At 62.4% G+C, this 19,936-nt stretch carries 21 protein-coding genes; 14 read left to right on the forward strand and 7 right to left on the reverse strand.

The window, feature by feature from the left end:
• Positions 1 to 391: 391 nt before the first annotated feature.
• Both BM321_RS00005 and BM321_RS00010 read right to left on the reverse strand, forming a co-directional pair.
• Positions 392 to 721, reverse strand: a complete 330-nt coding sequence (locus BM321_RS00005) for an EscU/YscU/HrcU family type III secretion system export apparatus switch protein (protein ID WP_060738627.1) — start codon at positions 719 to 721, stop codon at positions 392 to 394.
• Complete coding sequence (locus tag BM321_RS00010; RefSeq protein ID WP_092441135.1) at positions 718 to 2,289, reverse strand: flagellar hook-length control protein FliK; 1,572 nt, start codon at positions 2,287 to 2,289, stop codon at positions 718 to 720. Before BM321_RS00010 ends, BM321_RS00005 begins: the two co-directional genes overlap by 4 nt.
• 199 nt (positions 2,290 to 2,488) lie before the next feature.
• Here BM321_RS00010 and ccmA point away from each other — a divergent pair, with 199 nt between their 5' ends.
• The 11 genes from ccmA (at position 2,489) to BM321_RS00065 (ending at position 12,355) form a co-directional block, all read left to right on the forward strand.
• Complete coding sequence (gene ccmA / locus BM321_RS00015; RefSeq protein ID WP_092441137.1) at positions 2,489 to 3,124, forward strand: cytochrome c biogenesis heme-transporting ATPase CcmA; 636 nt, start codon at positions 2,489 to 2,491, stop codon at positions 3,122 to 3,124.
• Positions 3,121 to 3,789: a heme exporter protein CcmB gene (gene ccmB, locus BM321_RS00020; protein WP_003183957.1), complete on the forward strand. Its 669-nt coding sequence runs from the start codon at positions 3,121 to 3,123 to the stop codon at positions 3,787 to 3,789. The genes ccmA and ccmB overlap by 4 nt, the downstream gene beginning before the upstream one ends.
• Positions 3,790 to 3,883: 94 nt before the next feature.
• Positions 3,884 to 4,639 carry a heme ABC transporter permease gene (locus BM321_RS00025; RefSeq protein ID WP_092441138.1) on the forward strand — a complete coding sequence of 252 codons (756 nt, stop codon included), beginning with the start codon at positions 3,884 to 3,886 and terminating at the stop codon, positions 4,637 to 4,639.
• The gene (gene ccmD, locus BM321_RS00030) at positions 4,636 to 4,812 is read left to right on the forward strand and encodes a heme exporter protein CcmD (RefSeq protein WP_003199159.1); all 177 of its coding nucleotides are present in this window, start codon (positions 4,636 to 4,638) and stop codon (positions 4,810 to 4,812) included. The genes BM321_RS00025 and ccmD overlap by 4 nt, the downstream gene beginning before the upstream one ends.
• Positions 4,809 to 5,264 carry a cytochrome c maturation protein CcmE gene (gene ccmE, locus BM321_RS00035; protein WP_092197753.1) on the forward strand — a complete coding sequence of 152 codons (456 nt, stop codon included), beginning with the start codon at positions 4,809 to 4,811 and terminating at the stop codon, positions 5,262 to 5,264. Before ccmD ends, ccmE begins: the two co-directional genes overlap by 4 nt.
• A gap of 3 nt (positions 5,265 to 5,267) precedes the next feature.
• Positions 5,268 to 7,256, forward strand: a complete 1,989-nt coding sequence (locus BM321_RS00040; protein ID WP_092441139.1) for a heme lyase CcmF/NrfE family subunit — start codon at positions 5,268 to 5,270, stop codon at positions 7,254 to 7,256.
• Positions 7,253 to 7,789: a DsbE family thiol:disulfide interchange protein gene (locus BM321_RS00045; protein ID WP_092441140.1), complete on the forward strand. Its 537-nt coding sequence runs from the start codon at positions 7,253 to 7,255 to the stop codon at positions 7,787 to 7,789. The genes BM321_RS00040 and BM321_RS00045 overlap by 4 nt, the downstream gene beginning before the upstream one ends.
• A complete protein-coding gene (locus BM321_RS00050; RefSeq protein ID WP_014337194.1) occupies positions 7,786 to 8,259 on the forward strand; it encodes a cytochrome c-type biogenesis protein in 474 nt (157 codons plus the stop codon). Before BM321_RS00045 ends, BM321_RS00050 begins: the two co-directional genes overlap by 4 nt.
• The gene (ccmI, locus tag BM321_RS00055; RefSeq protein WP_092441141.1) at positions 8,252 to 9,454 is read left to right on the forward strand and encodes a c-type cytochrome biogenesis protein CcmI; all 1,203 of its coding nucleotides are present in this window, start codon (positions 8,252 to 8,254) and stop codon (positions 9,452 to 9,454) included. The genes BM321_RS00050 and ccmI overlap by 8 nt, the downstream gene beginning before the upstream one ends.
• A 14-nt stretch (positions 9,455 to 9,468) precedes the next feature.
• On the forward strand, positions 9,469 to 9,876 hold the full coding sequence (locus BM321_RS00060) for a hypothetical protein (RefSeq protein WP_060738618.1): 408 nt from the start codon (positions 9,469 to 9,471) through the stop codon (positions 9,874 to 9,876).
• Positions 9,877 to 10,261: 385 nt separating this feature from the next.
• Positions 10,262 to 12,355 (forward strand): LTA synthase family protein, encoded by a 2,094-nt coding sequence (locus BM321_RS00065; RefSeq protein WP_092441142.1) that lies wholly within the window; start codon positions 10,262 to 10,264, stop codon positions 12,353 to 12,355.
• Between the two features lie 62 nt (positions 12,356 to 12,417).
• On the opposite strand, the gene BM321_RS00070 is transcribed toward BM321_RS00065, so the two are convergent.
• A complete protein-coding gene (locus BM321_RS00070; RefSeq protein ID WP_003183939.1) occupies positions 12,418 to 12,570 on the reverse strand; it encodes a DUF3309 family protein in 153 nt (50 codons plus the stop codon).
• A gap of 240 nt (positions 12,571 to 12,810) precedes the next feature.
• Between BM321_RS00070 and BM321_RS00075 the strand changes: the two genes are divergently transcribed.
• The 3 genes from BM321_RS00075 to csrA all read left to right on the forward strand — a co-directional run bounded on the left by BM321_RS00075 (position 12,811) and on the right by csrA (position 14,368).
• Positions 12,811 to 13,626 carry an SDR family oxidoreductase gene (locus BM321_RS00075; RefSeq protein ID WP_092441143.1) on the forward strand — a complete coding sequence of 272 codons (816 nt, stop codon included), beginning with the start codon at positions 12,811 to 12,813 and terminating at the stop codon, positions 13,624 to 13,626.
• 57 nt (positions 13,627 to 13,683) lie between these two features.
• On the forward strand, positions 13,684 to 14,016 hold the full coding sequence (locus BM321_RS00080; protein WP_092441333.1) for a YnfA family protein: 333 nt from the start codon (positions 13,684 to 13,686) through the stop codon (positions 14,014 to 14,016).
• A gap of 151 nt (positions 14,017 to 14,167) precedes the next feature.
• Positions 14,168 to 14,368: a carbon storage regulator CsrA gene (gene csrA / locus BM321_RS00085; RefSeq protein WP_092441144.1), complete on the forward strand. Its 201-nt coding sequence runs from the start codon at positions 14,168 to 14,170 to the stop codon at positions 14,366 to 14,368.
• On the opposite strand, the gene BM321_RS00090 is transcribed toward csrA, so the two are convergent.
• The 4 genes from BM321_RS00090 to BM321_RS00105 all read right to left on the reverse strand — a co-directional run bounded on the left by BM321_RS00090 (position 14,357) and on the right by BM321_RS00105 (position 19,680).
• Complete coding sequence (locus BM321_RS00090; protein ID WP_003199186.1) at positions 14,357 to 14,584, reverse strand: YheU family protein; 228 nt, start codon at positions 14,582 to 14,584, stop codon at positions 14,357 to 14,359. The genes csrA and BM321_RS00090 overlap by 12 nt on opposite strands.
• A gap of 182 nt (positions 14,585 to 14,766) precedes the next feature.
• Entirely contained in the window at positions 14,767 to 15,957 is a 1,191-nt protein-coding gene (locus BM321_RS00095; protein WP_092331834.1) for an osmoprotectant NAGGN system M42 family peptidase, read from the reverse strand.
• A gap of 201 nt (positions 15,958 to 16,158) precedes the next feature.
• A complete protein-coding gene (gene ngg / locus BM321_RS00100) occupies positions 16,159 to 17,904 on the reverse strand; it encodes an N-acetylglutaminylglutamine synthetase (RefSeq protein ID WP_092441145.1) in 1,746 nt (581 codons plus the stop codon).
• A 3-nt stretch (positions 17,905 to 17,907) separates the two neighbouring features.
• Positions 17,908 to 19,680, reverse strand: coding sequence for an N-acetylglutaminylglutamine amidotransferase (locus tag BM321_RS00105; RefSeq protein WP_092441146.1), 1,773 nt, complete (start codon positions 19,678 to 19,680; stop codon positions 17,908 to 17,910).
• Between the last annotated feature and the right edge of the window lie 256 nt (positions 19,681 to 19,936).

Raw genomic sequence — 19,936 nt, forward strand, 5'->3', positions numbered from 1 at the left:
TGATAAATCACCAACTCATCTTTGGCGACATCAACACCCACGATCGGCTTTGCGACAGAAACCGGCATTGCCATTGAAAATCCTCCGGGCTAAGGTTTGAACACTTGAAGGGTTCACCCAGAGGCGCAGGCTTGTTCCTATCGTCGGTCTAGGCCAGATGCATTCTTTATCGGCGCTTGGGTGAAAGGAGGAGGGGTGAAATCTCCCACGGTCTGTACTGCGGCTAACAGTCAGAATCGAGCTTTGTCCCTCCTCCCCCCTTCAAGTCCTACCATACAAGCGAGCTTGCTCGCGATAGCGGTGTGACCGTCGACAGCAATGTTGGATGTGAGCCCGTCATCGCGAGCAAGCTCGCTCCCACAGGCTTTTTCTGGCGCTCTTGTGGCTGTGATCAGTAATCGTCGCCGCGGTCGGTCACGTCCTTTTCGACACTCGGCGCATTCGGGTCATGGCCTTGGGGGAACTTGCCCTTGAGGTTCCAGGCGAACGCGATGATCTCGGCAATCGTGCGGTACAGCTCTTCCGGGATGCTGTCCCCCAATTCCATCCGTGCCAGCAGCTTCACCAGCTCGGCATTTTCATAGATCGGTACTTCACTGTCCCGGGCGATGCGCAGGATTTCCTCGGCCAGGGCTTCGTCGCCCTTGGCGGTGAGGGTCGGGGCGTGGTGGCCGTCGTATTTAAGGGCGATGGCCTGGCGGGGTTCGGTGTGGGTTGTCATGCGGTTTCGTCCACCCAGCGTTGTTCCAGGCGAGTCTTGGGACCTTGGGGCGGCGTGCCAAGGTGGCAGTCCAGGTCGCCGACGTTCAGGCCACAGGTCACCAGGCGCTCACGCAGTGCGGTCAGATTGCTTTCGATCAGGCTCGCGGTGTACGGCCGTTCGGCCCACAATTGGCTGGACAGGCTGCCGCTGAGCAACTGCGCTTGTATCTGCAGCGGACCGAGCGGTTCCATGTCGAATGCCAGTTCGACCCGCCAGAGCTGCTGTTTCGGCTCGCGTTCTTCCCGGCGTTCCTCTGGCTGTTCCCGGGGCGGGGTTTCCTCGCGCTGGAACTTGACCTGCAACGGCACGATGTCCTGCAGGTTGCGCATCGGGATCTCCAGCTGCCAGGTGCTCATCAAACGACCGTCGTCGGTCAGGCCGGTTTGTTCCAGGCTCGACAACTGATGGCTTTGCAGGCGCGACACGGCAGCGGCGGCCAGACGCAGCAGGTGCTCCAGATCGCCGTCTTCGTCCTGGTCTTTCAACTGGCGCGAGGGCAGCGGAAAACTGGTGGGTTGCGGCTTGGCGCTGACCTGGCCGAGCATCCCCAGGGCGCTGCGCACGAAACTCGGCAGGACCTGGGCCAGCGTATTGGCGGCAATGATGGCGCTGAGGTTGGTGGAGGCGGGCAGGGCCGGTGTCAGTTGGGCAATCAGTTTCAGCAGGTCGCCTTTCATGTCCGGCGCCAGGCTCGGTGGCTGGCCGGCGAGCAGTTTGCTTTCCAGGAATACCCCGCTGGCGACCATGGCCTGGGCCAAGCCCTTGGGCGTGCTCAGTTGCTGGACATCCGGCAGCCCAGCCAGCAAGCGAGTCGCCGCGGCGCGCAGCTCGGTGCTGGTGTCGTCGGTGACCGGCAGGTTTTGCAGGGCAGTGATCAGGCTGTCCAGCGAGCCCTGGCGGCTCACTTGGGTGAGCAGTTGCTGGCTCACCGCCAGTTGCTCCTGGCGGTTGCTCAGGGGGACGAATTTCAGCGTCTGGGCATCTTGCACCTGGGCGCTCAAGAGCGTGCCGATGCGCAGCGGTCGGGGGCTGTCGATGTCCAGGGTACTGCCGGCCTGGGCGGTGTTGAGCAGGCTCACCAATGACCGATAGACCGCCGGCTGCCCAGGCAATGACGGCAATGCCTGGCTGGTCAGCACCTTGCCTTGCAGCAGCGTGCCGACCGGCATCTGCGCCGTGTCGATGCGCGTCAAAGTGGCGACGCTGGAGGCAACGGCCTGCTGCACGGCAATCGTCAGGTTGCTGGGGGACGGTTGGGTCACGGCCAGGCTGGTGCCCTGGGGTAATGGCTGGGTGCTGGTGGCTTGCACGGTGGTCTGGCGGCCGCTCTCCAGGGTGACCTTGAGCAACAGCTGGAAAGTCTGGTCGGCCTGCTTGAGCGACAGCACTTCGGCCTGGGCGGTCTGGCCGGGGCCGATCAGCCCTTCGGCCGGTGCCAGCAATTTGAGCTGCTCGCCCGTCACCGCTGGCATACGCGTCGTTGCCGTGGCCTGGGGCAGCGGCAGGATGTTGATGTCGCCTGTCATCTGCGGTCTTACCCTGGGGAAAATAAGCCCTCTTGAGAGTAGGGCATCACATGTATAATGCCGCCCGTCTTTCAGGGAGTGGCGAAAACCTTGCAATTGTTTGACGCAGCTCTGTGGAACAGGCCGTCAAAGCATCTATGCTGCACCTCTTTAACGGCCGCTGCACCGCCGACTTGAACCGTATAAGGCCCGCGATCCCTTGACCAGTCCTCTCCTGCAAACCGTTGGCCTCGCCTGTGAGCGAGACTTGCGGCTGCTTTTCGAAAATCTCGAGTTGAGACTCTCGCCGGGCGATATGGTGCAGATCAGTGGCCCCAACGGTAGCGGCAAGACCAGCCTGTTGCGCCTGCTCGCCGGATTGATGCAGCCCACCGCGGGCCAAGTGTTGCTCAATGGCCAGCCTTTGCACAGCCAGCGCAGCGAGCTGGCCCGTAACCTGCTCTGGATCGGCCATGCCGCCGGCATCAAGGACTTGCTGACCCCCGAAGAAAACCTCAGCTGGCTCTGCGCTCTGCACACGCCGGCCGGCCGCGAGGCGATCTGGCAGGCGTTGGCGGCGGTCGGGCTGCGCGGCTTCGAGGATGTACCGAGCCACACCCTGTCCGCCGGTCAGCAGCGCCGGGTGGCCCTGGCCCGGTTGTACCTGGACGGTCCACCGCTGTGGATCCTCGACGAGCCATTCACTGCCCTGGACAAGCAGGGCGTCGCGCAGCTCGAGGAACAGCTGGCACGGCATTGCGAAAACGGCGGCATGGTGCTGTTGACCACCCACCACACGCTGGCGCGGATGCCGTCCGGCTATCGCAACATCGATCTGGGGAACTGGGCCGTATGAGTGTGTTTGGCCTGTTACTGGCCCGCGAGGCGCGCCTGCTTTTTCGTCGTCCGGCCGAATTGGCCAATCCGTTGGTGTTCTTCGCGATCGTCATCGCGCTGTTCCCGCTGGCGGTCGGTCCGGAGACTCAATTGTTGCAAACCTTGTCTCCGGGACTGGTCTGGGTGGCCGCGCTTTTATCGGTCCTGCTCTCGCTGGACGGGCTTTTCCGCAGTGATTTCGAAGACGGTTCCCTGGAGCAGTGGGTCCTTTCGTCGCACCCCCTGGCCCTTCTGGTTTTGGCCAAGGTACTGGCACACTGGGTTTTTTCCGGGCTGGCGCTGGTGCTGCTCTCGCCGCTGTTGGCGATGATGCTGGGTTTGCCCGCCGCGTGCATGCCGGTGCTGCTGGTGTCGCTGCTGCTGGGCACGCCGGTGTTGAGCCTGCTCGGTGCGGTAGGCGCGGCGTTGACGGTGGGGTTGAAGCGCGGTGGCCTGTTGCTGGCGCTGCTGATCCTGCCCTTGTATATCCCGGTGCTGATCCTGGGCAGTGGTGCCTTGCAAGCGGCGCTGCAGGGCATGCCCGCGACCGGTTATCTGCTGTGGCTTGGGAGCCTGACCGCCCTGGCGATAACCCTGACACCCTTTGCAATAGCCGCTGGCCTGAAGATCAGCGTCGGCGAATAATAATGAGGCCTGGTCAAGCATTGACCACTTCTGCGGAAGTTAAGGCAGACCTGGCTGCTCGTGATGACGAGCCGCAACCGTGATGGAAACAGCAATGAACTGGACCTGGTTTCATAAGCTCGGCTCACCCAAGTGGTTCTACGGCATCAGCGGCAAGATGCTGCCCTGGTTGAGCCTCTTCGCTCTGCTGCTGATCGGCTCCGGCGTCGTCTGGGGCCTGGCCTTCGCCCCACCGGATTACCAGCAGGGCAACAGCTTCCGCATCATCTACATCCACGTTCCCACCGCGATGCTGGCCCAGTCCATCTACGTGATGCTGGCCGTGTGTGGCGTGGTCGGGCTGGTGTGGAAGATGAAGCTGGCCGACGTGGCCCTGCAATGCGCCGCGCCCATCGGCGCCTGGATGACGGCCGTGGCGCTGGTCACCGGGGCCATCTGGGGCAAGCCGACCTGGGGTTCCTGGTGGGTCTGGGATGCCCGACTGACGTCCATGCTGATCCTGCTGTTCCTGTACTTCGGTCTTATTGCGCTGGGCAACGCCATCAGCAATCGTGACAATGCCGCCAAGGCCTGCGCGGTGCTGGCGATTGTCGGCGTGATCAACATCCCGATCATCAAGTACTCGGTGGAGTGGTGGAACACCCTGCACCAGGGCGCGACGTTCACCCTCACCGAAAAGCCGGCGATGCCCGTCGAAATGTGGCTGCCGCTGTTGCTGACGGTGCTGGGCTTCTACTGTTTCTTCGGCGCGGTGCTGTTGCTGCGCATGCGCCTGGAAGTGCTCAAGCGCGAATCCCGGGCCAGTTGGGTGAAGGCCGAAGTACAGAACAGCCTGGAGGCCGCTCGATGAGTTTCGCTTCATTCGGCGATTTCCTCGCCATGGGTCATCATGGCCTGTATGTCTGGTCGGCCTATGGTATTTGCCTGGTGGTGCTGGCCCTCAACGTGGCGGTGCCGATCCTGGCCCGCAAGCGGTATCTGCAACAAGAGGCGCGTCGTCTGCGCCGGGAGAACGGTCAGTGAATCCGCTGCGCAAAAAACGTCTTGTCATCATTCTGGCGATCCTGGTGGGTGTCGGTGCCGCGGTCGGCCTTGCCCTGAGCGCCTTGCAGCAGAACATCAACCTGTTCTACACCCCGACCCAGATCGCCAGTGGCGAAGCGCCCAAGGACACCCGCATCCGCGCTGGCGGCATGGTGGAGAAAGGCTCGCTGGTGCGCTCCGGGGATTCACTGGACGTGACATTCAATGTCACCGACTTCAACAAGACCGTGACCATCACCTATCGCGGCATCCTCCCGGACCTGTTCCGCGAAGGGCAGGGCATCGTCGCCCTGGGCAAGCTCAACGCCGATGGCGTGGTGGTGGCCGACGAAGTGCTGGCCAAGCACGATGAAAAATACATGCCGCCGGAAGTGACCAAGGCCTTGAAAGACAGCGGCCAGTCGGCGCCCGCTCCCGTGAAGGAGGGCTGATCGATGACTGCTGGCATCTTTATTCCCGAGTTGGGCCACCTGGCGATGATCCTGGCCCTGTGTTTCTCCCTGGTACAGGCCGTGGTGCCGTTGCTCGGCGCCTGGCGTGGCGACCGCTTGTGGATGAGCCTGGCCCAGCCCGCGGCGTGGGGGCAGTTCGCCTTCATGCTGTTCGCCTTCGGTTGCCTGACCTATGCGTTCATGGCCGACGATTTTTCCGTGGAGTACGTCGCCAGCAACTCCAACAGCGCTTTGCCCTGGTACTACAAGTTCAGCGCCGTGTGGGGCGCCCACGAAGGTTCGCTGTTGCTTTGGGCGTTGATCCTCGCCGGCTGGACTTTCGCGGTCTCGGTGTTTTCCCGGCAGTTGCCCCAAGTGATGCTGGCTCGGGTGCTGGCGGTGATGGGCATGATCAGCACCGGTTTCCTGTTGTTCCTGATCGTCACGTCCAACCCGTTCAAACGCATCCTGCCGCAGATGCCGATGGATGGCCGCGACCTCAACCCATTGTTGCAGGACATCGGCCTGATCGTTCACCCACCGATGCTCTACATGGGCTACGTCGGTTTCTCCGTGGCCTTCTCCTTCGCCATCGCCGCGTTGCTTGGTGGTCGCCTCGATGCCGCGTGGGCACGCTGGTCGCGCCCGTGGACCATCGTCGCCTGGGCCTTCCTCGGTATCGGCATCACCCTCGGTTCGTGGTGGGCCTACTACGAACTCGGTTGGGGCGGCTGGTGGTTCTGGGACCCGGTGGAAAACGCCTCGTTCATGCCCTGGCTGGTGGGCACGGCGCTGATTCACTCCCTGGCTGTCACGGAAAAGCGCGGTGTATTCAAAAGCTGGACCGTGCTGCTGGCCATCGCGGCGTTCTCCCTGAGCCTGCTGGGAACGTTCCTGGTGCGTTCCGGCGTGCTGACGTCGGTGCATGCCTTCGCCTCGGACCCTGAGCGTGGCGTGTTCATCCTGATGTTCCTGTTGTTCGTCGTCGGTGGTTCGCTGACGTTGTTCGCCCTGCGTGCGCCGGTGGTCAAGAGCCAGGTGGGCTTCAACCTCTGGTCACGGGAAACCCTGTTACTGGGCAACAACCTGGTGCTGGTGGTGGCCGCGTCGATGATCCTGCTGGGGACGTTGTACCCGCTGGTGCTCGATGCGCTGTCCGGCGCGAAGCTGTCGGTCGGCCCGCCGTATTTCAACGCGTTGTTCATTCCGCTGATGGCGATCCTGATGGTGGTGATGGCCATCGGTGTGCTGGTGCGCTGGAAGGACACGCCGGTCAAGTGGCTGCTGGGCATGTTGACCCCGGTGCTGCTGGGCACGGCCGCCCTGGCCGTGGTGGCCGGCGTGGCCTATGGCGACTTCAACTGGGCGGTGCTGGCGACGTTCGTGCTGGCGGCCTGGGTGTTGCTGGCCGGTGTCCGGGATATCTTCGACAAGACCCGCCACAAAGGCCTGATCAAGGGCCTGCTAACCCTGACCCGCAGTTACTGGGGCATGCAGATCGCCCACCTGGGCATCGCCGTCTGCGCCCTGGGCGTGGTGCTGTCCAGCCAGAACAGTGCCGAGCGCGACCTGCGCCTGGCGCCGGGCGAATCCATGGACCTGGGAGGCTACCAGTTCGTGTTCGAGGGCGCCAAGCATTTCGAGGGACCGAACTTCACGTCCGACAAAGGCACCGTGCGGGTCATTCGCGACGGTCAGGAAGTCACTGTGCTGCATCCGGAAAAACGCCTCTACACCGTGCAGAACTCGGTCATGACCGAGGCTGGGATCGATGCCGGTTTCACCCGCGACCTCTACGTGGCCCTGGGCGAATCCCTGGGCGACGGCGCATGGGCGGTGCGGGTCCACGTCAAGCCGTTCGTGCGCTGGATCTGGTTCGGTGGCTTGCTCACCGGCCTGGGTGGGGTGCTGGCGGCGCTGGATCGGCGCTATCGAGTCAAGGTGAAAGCCCGGGTGCATGAAGCCCTGGGCGCGACGGGAGCCACTGCATGAAACGTTGGTTGATGGTGTTGCCGCTGGCGCTGTTCCTGTTGATGGCGGTGTTTTTGTACCGGGGGTTGTACCTGAACCCGAGCGAATTGCCCTCGGCAATGATCGGCAAGCCGTTCCCGGAGTTTTCCCTGCCCTCGGTGCAAGGTGACAAGACCCTGACTCGCACCGACCTGCTGGGCAAACCGGCGCTGGTCAACGTGTGGGGCACCTGGTGCATTTCCTGCCGGGTCGAACACCCGGTGCTGAACAAGCTGGCCCAGAATGGTGTGGTGATCTACGGCGTCAATTACAAGGACGTCAATGCCGACGCCTTGAAGTGGCTCGCCGAATTCCACAACCCGTATCAATTGGACATTCGTGATGAAGACGGCTCCCTGGGCCTGAACCTGGGTGTCTATGGCGCACCGGAAACCTTCTTCATCGACGCCAAGGGCGTGATCCGCGACAAGTTCGTCGGCGTGATCGACGAACAGGTCTGGCGCGAGAAACTGGCCGCCAAGTACCAGGCCCTGGTGGACGAGGCCAAGCCATGAAGCGCTGGTTAGCCGCCGCTATCCTCGGTTTGAGCCTGGTCGGTGTGGCTCACGCTGCCATCGACACCTACGAATTCGCCAACGATGGCGAGCGCGAGCGGTTTCGCGAATTGACCAAGGAATTGCGCTGCCCCAAGTGCCAGAACCAGGACATCGCCGACTCCAACGCCCCGATTGCCGCCGACCTGCGCAAGGAAATCTTTCGCATGCTCGGCGAGGGCAAGGACAACCAGCAGATCATCGACTTCATGGTCGATCGCTACGGTGAGTTCGTGCGCTACAACCCCGCCCTGTCCTCCAAGACCGCGCTGCTCTGGTTCGGCCCCGCCGGGCTGTTGCTCGGCGGTTTCGTCGTCATCGCGGTGATCGTGCGCCGCCGCCGGGTCCAGCGTACAGCCGCCCCGGACACGCTTTCCGTCGAAGAGCGCCAGCGCCTCGACCAACTGTTGGATAAAACCAAGCATGATTGATTTCTGGCTCGCCGCAGGTCTGCTTCTTCTGGTTGCCCTGAGTTTTCTGTTGATCCCTGTGCTGCGTGGTCGTCGCGCCCAACTGGAGGAGGATCGCACCGCACTCAACGTGGCGCTGTATCAGGAGCGCGTGGCCGAATTGCAGGCTGAACGGGAGGAGGGCGTGCTCAACGCCGCGCAACTGGATACCGGTCGCGCCGAAGCCGCCCGTGAACTGCTCGCCGACACCGAGGGCGCCGACGCGCCGCGCGAATCCCGGCTAGGCAAGCCATTGCCGTTGCTTGCCGCCGTGCTGGTGCCGGTGTTGGGCCTGGCGCTGTACCTGCATTTCGGTGCCAGCGACAAGGTCGAGCTGACCCGCGAGTTCGCCCAGGCGCCGCAGTCGATGGAAGAGATGACCCTGCGCCTGGAACGCGCGGTGGCGGCGCAGCCGGATAATGCCGAGGGCCTGTATTTCCTCGGGCGTACCTACATGGCTCAGGATCGTCCGGCGGACGCGGCGAAGCTCTTCGAGCGCACCGTGGCCGTCGCCGGTCGTCAACCGGAACTGTTGGGCCAGTGGGCCCAGGCGCAGTATTTCGCCGATGGCAAGAAATGGTCGGATAAGGTCCAGGCCTTGACCGACGAAGCGCTCAAGCTCGATCCGAAGGAGGTTACCAGCCTCGGCCTATTGGGCATCGCCGCGTTTGAAGGCGAGCGTTATCAGGATGCGATCGACTACTGGGGGCGTCTGCTCGCGCAACTGCCGGAAGGCGACAAATCCCGCGAGGCGCTGCAGGGCGGCATTGCCCGTGCCACCGAGAAGCTGCAAGCCAGCGGTGGCAAAGTCGCCCAGGCCCCGGTGGCCAAGACCGGGGCATTGCTCACGGTCCGCGTCGATCTGGCACCGGCACTCAAGGCCAAGGTGCAGCCGGGCGACAGCGTGTTCATCTTCGCCCGTGCCGTTTCCGGCCCACCGGCACCGCTGGCCGCCAAACGCCTGACGGTGGCCGACCTGCCGGTCACGGTGGAATTGGGCGACGCGGATGCCATGATGCCGCAGTTGAAACTGTCGAACTTCCCCGAAGTCCAACTGATGGCGCGCATCTCCCGGGCCGGTCAGCCGACCGCGGGTGAGTGGATCGGCCGCAGCCAGCCCCTGGCCAGCAGCACCACGGCGCCACAACAATTGACCATCGACAGCCCGGACAAATAACAGGAATTCGCACCATGACCGCCATCGCTCGTATCACCCTGCTCACGCTCGTCATGGGCCTGAGCGCTTGTGCGGTCCAGCGTCCGTCTGAGCCCTCGGCACCGCTGCCACCGATTCCACCGTCGACCCCAACCACCAAACCGGCCCCGTCCACGCCTCCAGGCAAGCCGGCCATCCCGAACAAACCGGCCAAGCCGTTGCCGCGCACTTCCGCCAGCTTCGCCCCGCCACCGGGTGGCAACAGCCATTGGGACGCCAAGCTGGGGGTCTATGTGCTGGACAACCAGACCAATACGTTCTATCGCCAGCGTACCTATTACCGCTGGAACAACGGTTGGAGCCGTTCCGTCAGCCCGAATGGCCCCTGGGAAGACACCACCATCGAAGGCGTGCCGGCGGGCCTTGGGCGGCAATTTCACTAAGCATCGGGCTCCTGGGGCCATGGGCATCTGTGGGAGCAAAGCTTGCTCGCGATAAAGGCGATGCGGTCTTTCAGAAATTGTGGCGTCTGTTTCGCGAGCAAGCTTTGCTCCCACAGATAAATCCCCTCGCCACCCTAGTGTTCGCCTCAACCGCATTACCAGCCGGGATTTTTGTGTTTCCGGATATTCTTTGAACGAAATTTTCACTAAATCTTGCGGACAATCCCTCGCGCTCATATCGCCATCGGTTATTTAATGGCAATGCCATAGCCGTTCGTGCAACATTTGCGCACTCGCGCAAGCCCCGGGGCCAGGCTTTGGCCAACAGAGGGCGCGCCGTAGTTTCTCTTTTGTCACTCCAATTCCAATAGGGTCCTTAAACGACATGGCAATCCCGGACGCCCTGAGTCAGCAGCGCACCACGCATCGCCTGCTGCAACCGACCGTCAAATCGCACCTGGCCTACACGTTGCTTTGCGCCCTGGTGATGATGGTTATGCTAAGCCTGCTGCGCGTGGCGCTGCTGGTCTATAACCGCGAGATGATTCTCGACACCCCGGCCTCGACCTTCGTTGAAGCGTTCGTCAACGGCCTGCGCTTCGACTTGCGCCTGGTGGTTTACCTCTGCATCCCGTTGCTGCTGGCGTTGTTCAGCGCAAGGGCCATGGCTGCCCGCGGGTTTTTTCGTTTCTGGCTGACCGTCACCTCCAGCATCGCGCTGTTCCTCGGCTTGATGGAGATGGACTTCTACCGTGAATTCCACCAACGCCTCAACGGTCTGGTCTTCCAATATGTGAAGGAAGACCCGAAAACCGTGATGAGCATGCTCTGGTATGGTTTCCCGGTGGTGCGCTACCTGCTGGCCTGGGTCGGCGGCACCGTCATCCTCGCCCTGGCGTTCAAGGGCGCCGACCGCGCCACCCGTCCCCGTGGACCGTTCAGTGGCGGTACTATCGGCACCCGGCAGATCGCCCCGTGGTATGGGCGTGTCGCGGTGTTCATGGTTTGCCTGCTGGTGGCCGTGGTCGCTGCGCGCGGCACCCTGCGCCAAGGTCCGCCGCTGCGTTGGGGGGATGTCTACACCACCGATTCGAACTTCGCCAACCAGTTGGGACTCAATGGCACGTTGTCGCTAGTGGCGGCGGCCAAGAGCCGGATGTCCGAAGACCGTGACAACATCTGGAAAGCCACCCTTGAGCAGCCGCTGGCACAGCAGACCGTGCGTGACATGCTGGTGATGCCTGACGACAAGCTCGTGGACACCGAGACCGCCGCCGTGCGCCGTGACTACACGCCGCCGGCGGACAAGACCCTGCCGATCAAGAACGTGGTCGTGATCCTCATGGAAAGCATGGCCGGTCACTCGGTGGGCGCCCTGGGCGCGCCGGGCAACATCACGCCTTACCTGGACAAACTGTCCAAGGAAGGCCTGCTGTTCGACCGTTTCTTCTCCAACGGCACCCACACCCACCAAGGCATGTTCGCCACCATGGCGTGCTTCCCGAACCTGCCGGGTTTCGAATACCTGATGCAGACACCGGAGGGCAGCCACAAGCTGTCGGGCTTGCCGCAACTGCTCAGCGCCCGTGACTACGACGACGTGTATGTCTACAACGGCGATTTCGCCTGGGACAACCAGTCGGGGTTCTTCAGCAGCCAGGGCATGACCAACTTCATCGGGCGTAACGACTTCGTGAACCCGGTGTTTTCCGACCCCACCTGGGGTGTGTCCGACCAAGACATGTTCGACCGTGGCCTGATCGAGCTCAAGGCCCGGGAAAATGGCAAGCCGTTCTATGCCTTGCTGCAAACCCTGTCCAACCACACGCCTTATGCGTTGCCAACGCCGTTGCCGGTCGAGCCGGTCACCGACCGTGGCAGCCTGAACGAACACTTGACGGCCATGCGCTACGCCGACTGGGCGCTGGGCCAGTTCTTCGAGAAAGCCCGCAAGGAGCCTTACTTCAAGGAAACCCTGTTCGTGGTGGTGGGCGACCATGGCTTTGGCAACGAACGCCAGATCACCGAAATGGACCTGGGCCGTTTCAACGTGCCGATGCTGTTGATCGGCCCGGGCGTCCAGGAAAAATTCGGCCAGCGTAGCCATACCGTGGGAACTCAGGTCGACATCGTGCCGACCATCATGGGCCGTCTCGGCGGGCAGGTTCGGAACCAGTGCTGGGGCCGTGACCTGTTGAACCTGCCGGAAGGCGACACCGGTTTTGGCGTGATCAAGCCGTCGGGCAGTGAACAGACGACGGCGATCATTCGCGACGACAAGATCCTGGTCCTGCCAAAGGAGAAGGAAATGCCGCCGAAAATGTACCGCTATGAACTGGGCGCGAACCCTCACGCGCAAATCATCCCGGACGCACCGGACACTGCCGAGATGAAACTCAAGCTCGAATCGTTCCTGCAAACCGCGACCAAGAGCCTGTTGGATAACACCGCAGGCGTCGTTGACGGCAAGCCGGACTGATAAACGGCGAGCATAAAAAAGAGGCCTGCAAAGGCCTCTTTTTTTTGCGCTTACTTAGCGGTTTATATCTTGCCCAGTAATAGCAGGACCAACAGCACCACCAACACTACACCAATGATACCGGACGGACCGTAACCCCAACTTCTGGAGTGCGGGAAGACCGGAAGACCACCGATCAGCAGGAGGATCAGGATGATGATAAGTATTGTGCCCATTGTAGATTTCCTTATTGGTCAGTTTTGGAGTGTTGCAACTTCCAACTACCAGCACGCATGTGTTAAATCCGGGCGGCTTATTAAGTCCGACCGTTACGTCTGGTAAAAAATTCAAAGTTTTTATGGGCTCCTACCAGTTCCTACGGTTTGCCCTCGCCATTCAGCAATCTGATGGAGCGTGGGTCCGGCAGGCGCCTTCGCTACACTCGGCCTATCTCTCCCGGAACAAGGCTGTTTGCTATGCAAAATCGCATGATGATCACTGGTGCCGGCTCCGGCCTGGGTCGCGAAATCGCGCTGCGCTGGGCCCGCGAAGGCTGGCGCCTGGCTTTATCGGATGTCAGCGAACCAGGCCTTGTGGAAACCCTCAAACTCGTGCGCGCGGCCGGTGGCGACGGCTTCATCCAGCGCTGCGATGTGCGCGACTACAGCCAATTGACGGCGTTCGCCCAGGCTTGTGAAGAGAAGCTCGGCGGCATCGATATCATCGTCAACAATGCCGGCGTCGCCTCGGGCGGGTTCTTCAGCGAACTCTCCCTGGAGGATTGGGACTGGCAGATCGCGATCAACCTGATGGGCGTGGTCAAGGGCTGCAAGGCGTTCCTGCCACTGCTGGAAAAAAGCCGCGGCAAGATTATCAACATTGCTTCCATGGCCGCCCTGATGCAGGGGCCCGCCATGAGCAACTACAACGTGGCCAAGGCCGGTGTGGTGGCGTTGTCGGAAAGCCTGTTGGTTGAACTGGCGCAGCAGGAGGTCGGCGTACACGTGGTGTGCCCGTCGTTCTTCCAGACCAATCTGCTGGATTCCTTCCGCGGTCCGACCCCGGCCATGAAGGCCCAGGTGGGCAAATTGCTGGAAAGCTCGCCGATCAGCGCCGCCGACATTGCCGACTACATCTATCAGCAGGTCGCCCAGGGTCAGTTCATGATCCTGCCCCATGAACAGGGACGCATGGCGTGGGCCCTCAAGCAGAAGAACCCACAAGCGCTGTACGACGAAATGACCGTCATGGCCGACAAGATGCGCGCCAAGGCTCGGCAGAACCTGAATTGACCTGGCTGCCCGATGTCCTCAGGATGGCGCCATTCGGCCTTCCTGATGGACATCTGCATGCTCAATTACTTGTGGTTTTTTCTCGCCGCGCTGTTTGAAATCGCCGGTTGCTACGCCTTCTGGATGTGGCTGCGCCAGGGCAAGAGCGCCTGGTGGATCGCTCCGGCGCTGCTCAGCCTGACCTTGTTCGCCCTGCTGCTGACTCGCATCGAAGCGACGTATGCCGGGCGTGCCTACGCCGCCTATGGCGGCATCTATATCATTGCCTCGATTGGCTGGCTGGCCGTGGTGGAGCGGGTCCGGCCACTGGGTTCCGACTGGATTGGCGTGGCGCTCTGCGTGTTGGGGGCGAGCGTGATTCTATTCGGCCCGCGGTTCTCGGCGTCCTGAAATCACCTACGGTCCAGCAGGGTTTTGCAGGAAGTTTCCTTCAGTCGCAAGAACTTTGCTTGTAGGGCCTTACTGAATTCTCGCCGGTGTCTTGAGAACGGAAAGCAGGCCGGGCATGGTCAGGGTCCAGACATTCTTAAGGACAAGAACCATGCTCGTATTAAGCCGCGCTGTGGGTGAGTTGATTTCCATCGGTGACGATATTTCCGTCCGTGTGCTGTCGGTCAGCGGCACCACCGTGCGTTTTGGCGTGGAAGCGCCACGGCACGTCGATGTCCATCGCTCCGAAATCTACGAAAAGATCCAGAGGAAAAAGGCCCACGCCGCCCGCAAGGCGTGTTCAATCGAATAGGTGCTTGGGCACGTCGTGCTTGAGCATCAGTTGGCACTGTTCGCTTTCGGGGTCGAAGACGATCAACGCCTGGCCTTTGGTCAGCGCTTGCCGGACCCGTAGAACCCGCGTTTCAAGGGGCGTGTCGTCACCGTTGTCGGTGCCGTCGCGGGTCACGAAATCCTCGATCAGGCGAGTGAGTGTGTCGACTTCGAGTTGGTCGTGGGGGATGAGCATGGGGTACCTCGGCTAGACAATGAGGCGATGCTACGGCCAATGGGCTTTTGCGGCTAGCCTGGGGTTTGCGGTTGCTTGTTCCGGCCTCATCGCGAGCAAGCTCGCTCCCACAGGGGAATGCATTTCAAGTGTGGGAGCGAGCTTGCTCGCGATGGCAATAGCCCAGACAGTGATGTGTTGGATCAGCTATCCGACCGCTGCCCCACCAGGCTATCCACCGACGGCACCCGGGTATCGCTTTCCATCTGTGCATCATGCTCGATCTGGTGACTGAAGCGGTCCAGCGAGCCTTGGGCCGGTTGTGCGTCGCTGGCGAACACCGGTGGGCTGAGAATGTAGGCGCCGAGCAAGCGGCTGAGGGCGGCCAGGCTGTCGATGTGGGTACGTTCATAGCCATGGGTGGCGTCGCAGCCGAAGGCGAGCAGGGCGGTACGGCTATCGTGGCCGGCGGTAATGGCCGAATGAGCGTCGCTGAAGTAGTAGCGGAACAGGTCGCGGCGTGCCGATATGTCGTTCTCCTTGGCCAGTTTCAGCAGGTGCCGCGACAGGTGATAGTCGTAGGGGCCTCCGGAGTCCTGCATCGCCACGCTGACCGAATGTTCGCTCGAGTGCTGGCCGGGGGCGACGGGCGCGATGTCGATGCCGACGAATTCGCTGACGTCCCAGGGCAGCGCGGCCGCGGCGCCGCTGCCGGTTTCCTCGGTGATGGTGAACAGCGGGTGACAATCGATCAGCAGTTCTTCACCGCTGTCGACAATCGCCTTGAGCGCCGCCAGCAAAGCCGCGACCCCGGCCTTGTCGTCCAGATGCCGGGCGCTGATGTGGCCGCTTTCGGTGAATTCCGGCAGGGGATCGAAGGCCACGTAATCGCCGATGCCCACCCCGAGGGTCTCGCAGTCGGCGCGGGTGGCGCAATAGGCGTCCAGGCGCAATTCGATGTGGTCCCAACTGATGGGCATTTCGTCCACGGCGGTGTTGAACGCGTGCCCGGACGCCATCAATGGCAGCACGCTGCCGCGAATCACGCCGGTGTCGGTGAACAGGCTGACCCGGCTGCCTTCGGCAAACCGACTGGACCAGCAACCTACCGGAGCCAGGGTCAGGCGACCATTGTCCTTGATGGCCCGCACCGCGGCACCGATGGTATCCAGGTGCGCCGAGACGGCCCGGTCGGGGCTGCTCTTGCGACCCTTGAGCGTGGCGCGGATCGTGCCGCGACGGGTCATTTCAAACGCGATACCCAGCTCCTCGAGCCGCTCGGCGACGTAGCGCACGATGGTGTCGGTAAAGCCGGTGGGGCTGGGAATGGCGAGCATTTCCAGCAGGACTTTCTGCAGGTATTCGAGATCCGGTTCGGGAATTTTACTGATCATGGAAACTCCTGATGGGTTGAGCGCATCGATGGTTTCGATGAGTGAGTCCGACTGTTGGATGACGGTGCCTGCACTGGCCTTATCGCGAGCAAGCTCGCTCCCACAGGGCTTCTGCAGTGAACACAGAATGCATAAACACCAAAAATTCCATGTGGGAGCGAGCTTGCTCGCGATGGGGACTGTTCAGGCACCACACTTCTGCTAGGCCACCGTCTGGCTATGAGGAAACAACAAATCCACAAAGCGCTCGGCGGTGGGCTGGGGTTCGTGGTTGGCCAGGCCGGCGCGTTCGTTGGCTTCGATGAACACGTACTCGGGTTGATCGGCCGCCGGCACCAGCAGGTCGAGGCCGACCATGGGAATGTCCAACGCCCGCGCGGCGCGCACCGCCGCATCGACGAGGGTCGGATGCAGGATGGCGGTGACATCCTCCAGCACGCCGCCGGTATGCAGGTTCGCCGTACGCCGGACGAACAGGTGTTCTCCGGCCGGCAGCACGCTGTCGTAGTCGAACCCCGCCGCGTTGAGTGTGCGCAGGGTCTCGGCATCCATCGGGATCTTGCTTTCGCCGCCCGTGGCCGCCTGCCGTCGGCGGCTTTGGGCTTCGATCAACGCGCCGATGGTGTGCCGGCCGTCGCCGATCACCTCCGCCGGACGCCGGATCGCCGCCGCCACCACTTCAAAGCCGATCACCAGGATGCGCAGGTCCAGCCCTTCGTGGAAGCTTTCCAGTAACACCTGGCTATCGAACTGCCGAGCCGTCTCGATGGCGCTCTGCACCTCCTCGATGGTGCGCAGATCCACCGCCACGCCTTGGCCCTGTTCCCCGTCCAGCGGCTTGACCACCACCCGTTCGTGCTCGTCGAGGAACGCCAGGTTGTCATCGGCGTTACCCGCCAACTGTTGGGCCGGCAGGTTCAGGCCGGCGCTTTTCAGCACCTTGTGGGTCAGGCTTTTGTTCTGGCACAAGGTCATGCTGATGGCGCTGGTCAAGTCGCTCAGGGATTCGCGGCAGCGCACCCGGCGGCTCCCGTGGATGAGGGTGAACAAGCCGGCCTCGGCATCGTCCACCTGCACTTCGATGCCGCGACGGCGAGCTTCCTCGACAATGATCCGCGCATAAGGATTGAACTGCGCCTCGGGGCCCGGCCCGAGGAACAACGGCTGGTTGATGCCGTTCTTGCGCTTGATGGCGAAGGTCGGCAGGTTGCGAAAACCGAGTTTGGCGTAGAGGTTTTTCGCCTGGCGATTGTCATGCAGCACCGACAGGTCGAGGTAACTCAAACCCCGGCTCATGAAATGTTCGATGAGGTGACGTACCAGCACTTCGCCCACACCGGGCCGTGGGCATTGCGGATCGACGGCCAGGCACCAGAGGCTGCTGCCGTTTTCCGGGTCGTTGAAGGCCTTCTGATGGTTCAGGCCCATGACGCTGCCGATCACCGTACCGGTGTCGTCGTCTTCGGCCAGCCAATAAACCGGGCCGCCCTCGTGACGCGGGGTCAGTCGCAGCGGGTCGATGGGCAACATGCCCCGGGCCTGGTAGAGCTGGTTGATGGCCTGCCAGTCGGTCTCGCTCTGGGCCCGGCGAATCCTGAAACCGCGAAACACCCGTGTGGACTGGCGATAGTCGCTGAACCACAGGCGCAAGGTGTCGGAGGGGTCGAGGAACAGTTGCGCCGGTTCCAGCCCCAGCACTTGCTGGGGCGCGGCCACGTACAAGGCAATGTCGCGTTCACCGGGTTGTTCGTTGAGCAGTTCCCGGCCCAGGCTCGCCGGGTCCGGGAAGGTGTGGCCGATCAGCAGTCGGCCCCAGCCGCAATGCACCGCGATCGGGTCGGCGCCCAATTCGCTGCCGTCTTCGGCCAGGCGTGCCTGCAGGCGTTCGTAAGAAGGCGCCTGGCCGCGCAAGAGGCGTTGGTTGTGAACGGTTGCGTGAGGTTTCATCGGTCAGATTCCTTGCTCGCTGAGCCACAGGTTCAGCGCCGCCAGTTGCCACAGCCGCGAACCGCGCAACGGCGTGAGCTGGCCGTTGGGGTCGGTGAGCAGGCGGTCGAGCATGGCCGGGTTGAACAGGCCGCGATCCTGGCTCGGATCCAGCAGCAGTTCGCGGACCCAGGCCAGGGTGTGGCCTTCCAGATGCTTGAGGCCTGGCACTGGGAAATAACCTTTCTTGCGGTCGATCACCTCGCTGGGGATCACCCGTCGGGCGGCTTCCTTGAGCACCTGCTTGCCGCCATCGGGCAGCTTGAACTTCGCCGGGACCCGGGCCGAAAGCTCCACCAGGCGGTAGTCCAGGAACGGTGTGCGCGCTTCCAGGCCCCAGGCCATGGTCATGTTGTCGACGCGCTTGACCGGGTCGTCCACCAGCATCACGGTGCTGTCCAGGCGCAGGGCCTTATCCACCGCTGCATCGGCCCCGGGTTGGGCGAAATGTTCCTTGACGAAGTCACCGGCCGCGTCATTGGCCGTCAGCCAGTTGGGCTGCACGGTGGCGGCATATTCTTCGTAGCTGCGGTCGAAGAACGCAGCGCGATAGGCGGCGTACGGATCGCTGGCGCCATCGACCTGCGGGTACCAGTGGTAACCGGCGAACAGCTCGTCGGCGCCCTGGCCGCTTTGTACGACTTTGCAATGCTTGGCCACTTCCCGCGACAGCAGGTAGAAGGCGATGCAGTCGTGGCTGACCATCGGCTCGCTCATGGCGCGGAACGCCGCGGGCAGTTGCTCGATGATCTCTTTTTCGTCGATGCGCAGTTGGTGGTGGCAGGTGCCGTAGTGCTTGGCGATCAGGTCCGAATATTGGAATTCGTCACCGCGCTCGCCGCCGGCATCCTGGAAACCGATGGAGAACGTGGACAGGTCTTCCACGCCCACTTCCCGCAACAGACCCACCAACATGCTTGAGTCGACGCCCCCGGACAGCAGCACGCCGACATCCACGGCGGCGCGCTGGCGAATGGCGACGGCTTCACGGGTGCTGTCGAGCACGCGGTCGGTCCAGTCTTCCAGGTTCAGGTGCTGTTCGTCGGCCCGAGGGCCATAGGGCAGGGTCCACCAGGTTTTCTGCTCGGTGGTGCCGTCGGCTTCGATCCGCATCCAAGTAGCGGGCGGCAGTTTTTCAACACCGGCCAGCAAGGTACGGGGCGCCGGGACCACCGCGTGGAAATTCAGATAATGGTTGAGGGCCACCGGGTCGAGCATGGGGTTGATGTCGCCGCCCTTGAGCAGGGCCGGCAATGCCGAGGCGAAACGTAGCCGCTGGCCGGTGCGCGACAGGTACAGCGGCTTGACGCCGAGGCGGTCGCGGGCGATGAACAGCCGCTTGGCATCGCGCTCCCAGATGGCGAACGCGAACATGCCGTTGAGCTTGGGCAGCAGTGCTTCGCCCCAGGCGTGGTAGCCCTTGAGCAGTACTTCGGTGTCGCCACCGGAATAGAAGGTGTAGCCCAGGGCTTCGAGTTCGGTGCGCAGTTCCGGGTAGTTGTAGATCGCGCCGTTGAAGGCCAGGGACAGGCCCAGTTGATTGTCGATCATCGGCTGGGCCGAGCCGTCCGACAGGTCCATGATTTTCAGGCGCCGATGGCCCAGGGCAATCGGCCCCTGGCTATGAAAACCCCACGCGTCAGGGCCGCGAGGGGCCAGGTGATGGGTGATTCGCTCTACGGCCGCAAGGTCCGCAGGTTGTTGATCGAAACGTAACTCTCCAGCTAATCCGCACATAAGTCCTTACCGGTTTTTCCGTTGGGGAGGGGTCAAGCAGCACCTGCCAAAAGGGCAGGTACCCTGAAACTGACCGGAGGGATTGCTGTGAGTTTTAGATCGATGCGTTATAAACCGGTGGGCGGGGTTGGGTTGAATGTCGCGTGATCCTTGTGGGAGCGAGCTTGCTCGCGATAGCGGAGGCTCAGTTGGCCTCTGAGTTGACTGACCCAACGCCATCGCGAGCAAGCTCGCTCCCACAGGGGTTGTGACATGT

Origin of the sequence: Pseudomonas sp. NFIX10 (assembly GCF_900111955.1) — a bacterium.
GTDB lineage: Bacteria > Pseudomonadota > Gammaproteobacteria > Pseudomonadales > Pseudomonadaceae > Aquipseudomonas > Aquipseudomonas fluorescens_AA.

Coding starts and splice junctions, on each gene's coding strand:
- BM321_RS00005 (WP_060738627.1), bottom strand. CDS start 721: ATGACAACCCACACCGAACCCCGCCAGGCCATCGCCCTTAAATACGAC.
- BM321_RS00010 (WP_092441135.1), bottom strand. CDS start 2,289: ATGACAGGCGACATCAACATCCTGCCGCTGCCCCAGGCCACGGCAACG.
- ccmB (WP_003183957.1), top strand. CDS start 3,121: ATGAGTGTGTTTGGCCTGTTACTGGCCCGCGAGGCGCGCCTGCTTTTT.
- BM321_RS00025 (WP_092441138.1), top strand. CDS start 3,884: ATGAACTGGACCTGGTTTCATAAGCTCGGCTCACCCAAGTGGTTCTAC.
- ccmD (WP_003199159.1), top strand. CDS start 4,636: ATGAGTTTCGCTTCATTCGGCGATTTCCTCGCCATGGGTCATCATGGC.
- BM321_RS00040 (WP_092441139.1), top strand. CDS start 5,268: ATGACTGCTGGCATCTTTATTCCCGAGTTGGGCCACCTGGCGATGATC.
- BM321_RS00045 (WP_092441140.1), top strand. CDS start 7,253: ATGAAACGTTGGTTGATGGTGTTGCCGCTGGCGCTGTTCCTGTTGATG.
- BM321_RS00050 (WP_014337194.1), top strand. CDS start 7,786: ATGAAGCGCTGGTTAGCCGCCGCTATCCTCGGTTTGAGCCTGGTCGGT.
- ccmI (WP_092441141.1), top strand. CDS start 8,252: ATGATTGATTTCTGGCTCGCCGCAGGTCTGCTTCTTCTGGTTGCCCTG.
- BM321_RS00060 (WP_060738618.1), top strand. CDS start 9,469: ATGACCGCCATCGCTCGTATCACCCTGCTCACGCTCGTCATGGGCCTG.
- BM321_RS00065 (WP_092441142.1), top strand. CDS start 10,262: ATGGCAATCCCGGACGCCCTGAGTCAGCAGCGCACCACGCATCGCCTG.
- BM321_RS00070 (WP_003183939.1), bottom strand. CDS start 12,570: ATGGGCACAATACTTATCATCATCCTGATCCTCCTGCTGATCGGTGGT.
- BM321_RS00075 (WP_092441143.1), top strand. CDS start 12,811: ATGCAAAATCGCATGATGATCACTGGTGCCGGCTCCGGCCTGGGTCGC.
- BM321_RS00080 (WP_092441333.1), top strand. CDS start 13,684: ATGCTCAATTACTTGTGGTTTTTTCTCGCCGCGCTGTTTGAAATCGCC.
- csrA (WP_092441144.1), top strand. CDS start 14,168: ATGCTCGTATTAAGCCGCGCTGTGGGTGAGTTGATTTCCATCGGTGAC.
- BM321_RS00090 (WP_003199186.1), bottom strand. CDS start 14,584: ATGCTCATCCCCCACGACCAACTCGAAGTCGACACACTCACTCGCCTG.
- BM321_RS00095 (WP_092331834.1), bottom strand. CDS start 15,957: ATGATCAGTAAAATTCCCGAACCGGATCTCGAATACCTGCAGAAAGTC.
- ngg (WP_092441145.1), bottom strand. CDS start 17,904: ATGAAACCTCACGCAACCGTTCACAACCAACGCCTCTTGCGCGGCCAG.
- BM321_RS00105 (WP_092441146.1), bottom strand. CDS start 19,680: ATGTGCGGATTAGCTGGAGAGTTACGTTTCGATCAACAACCTGCGGAC.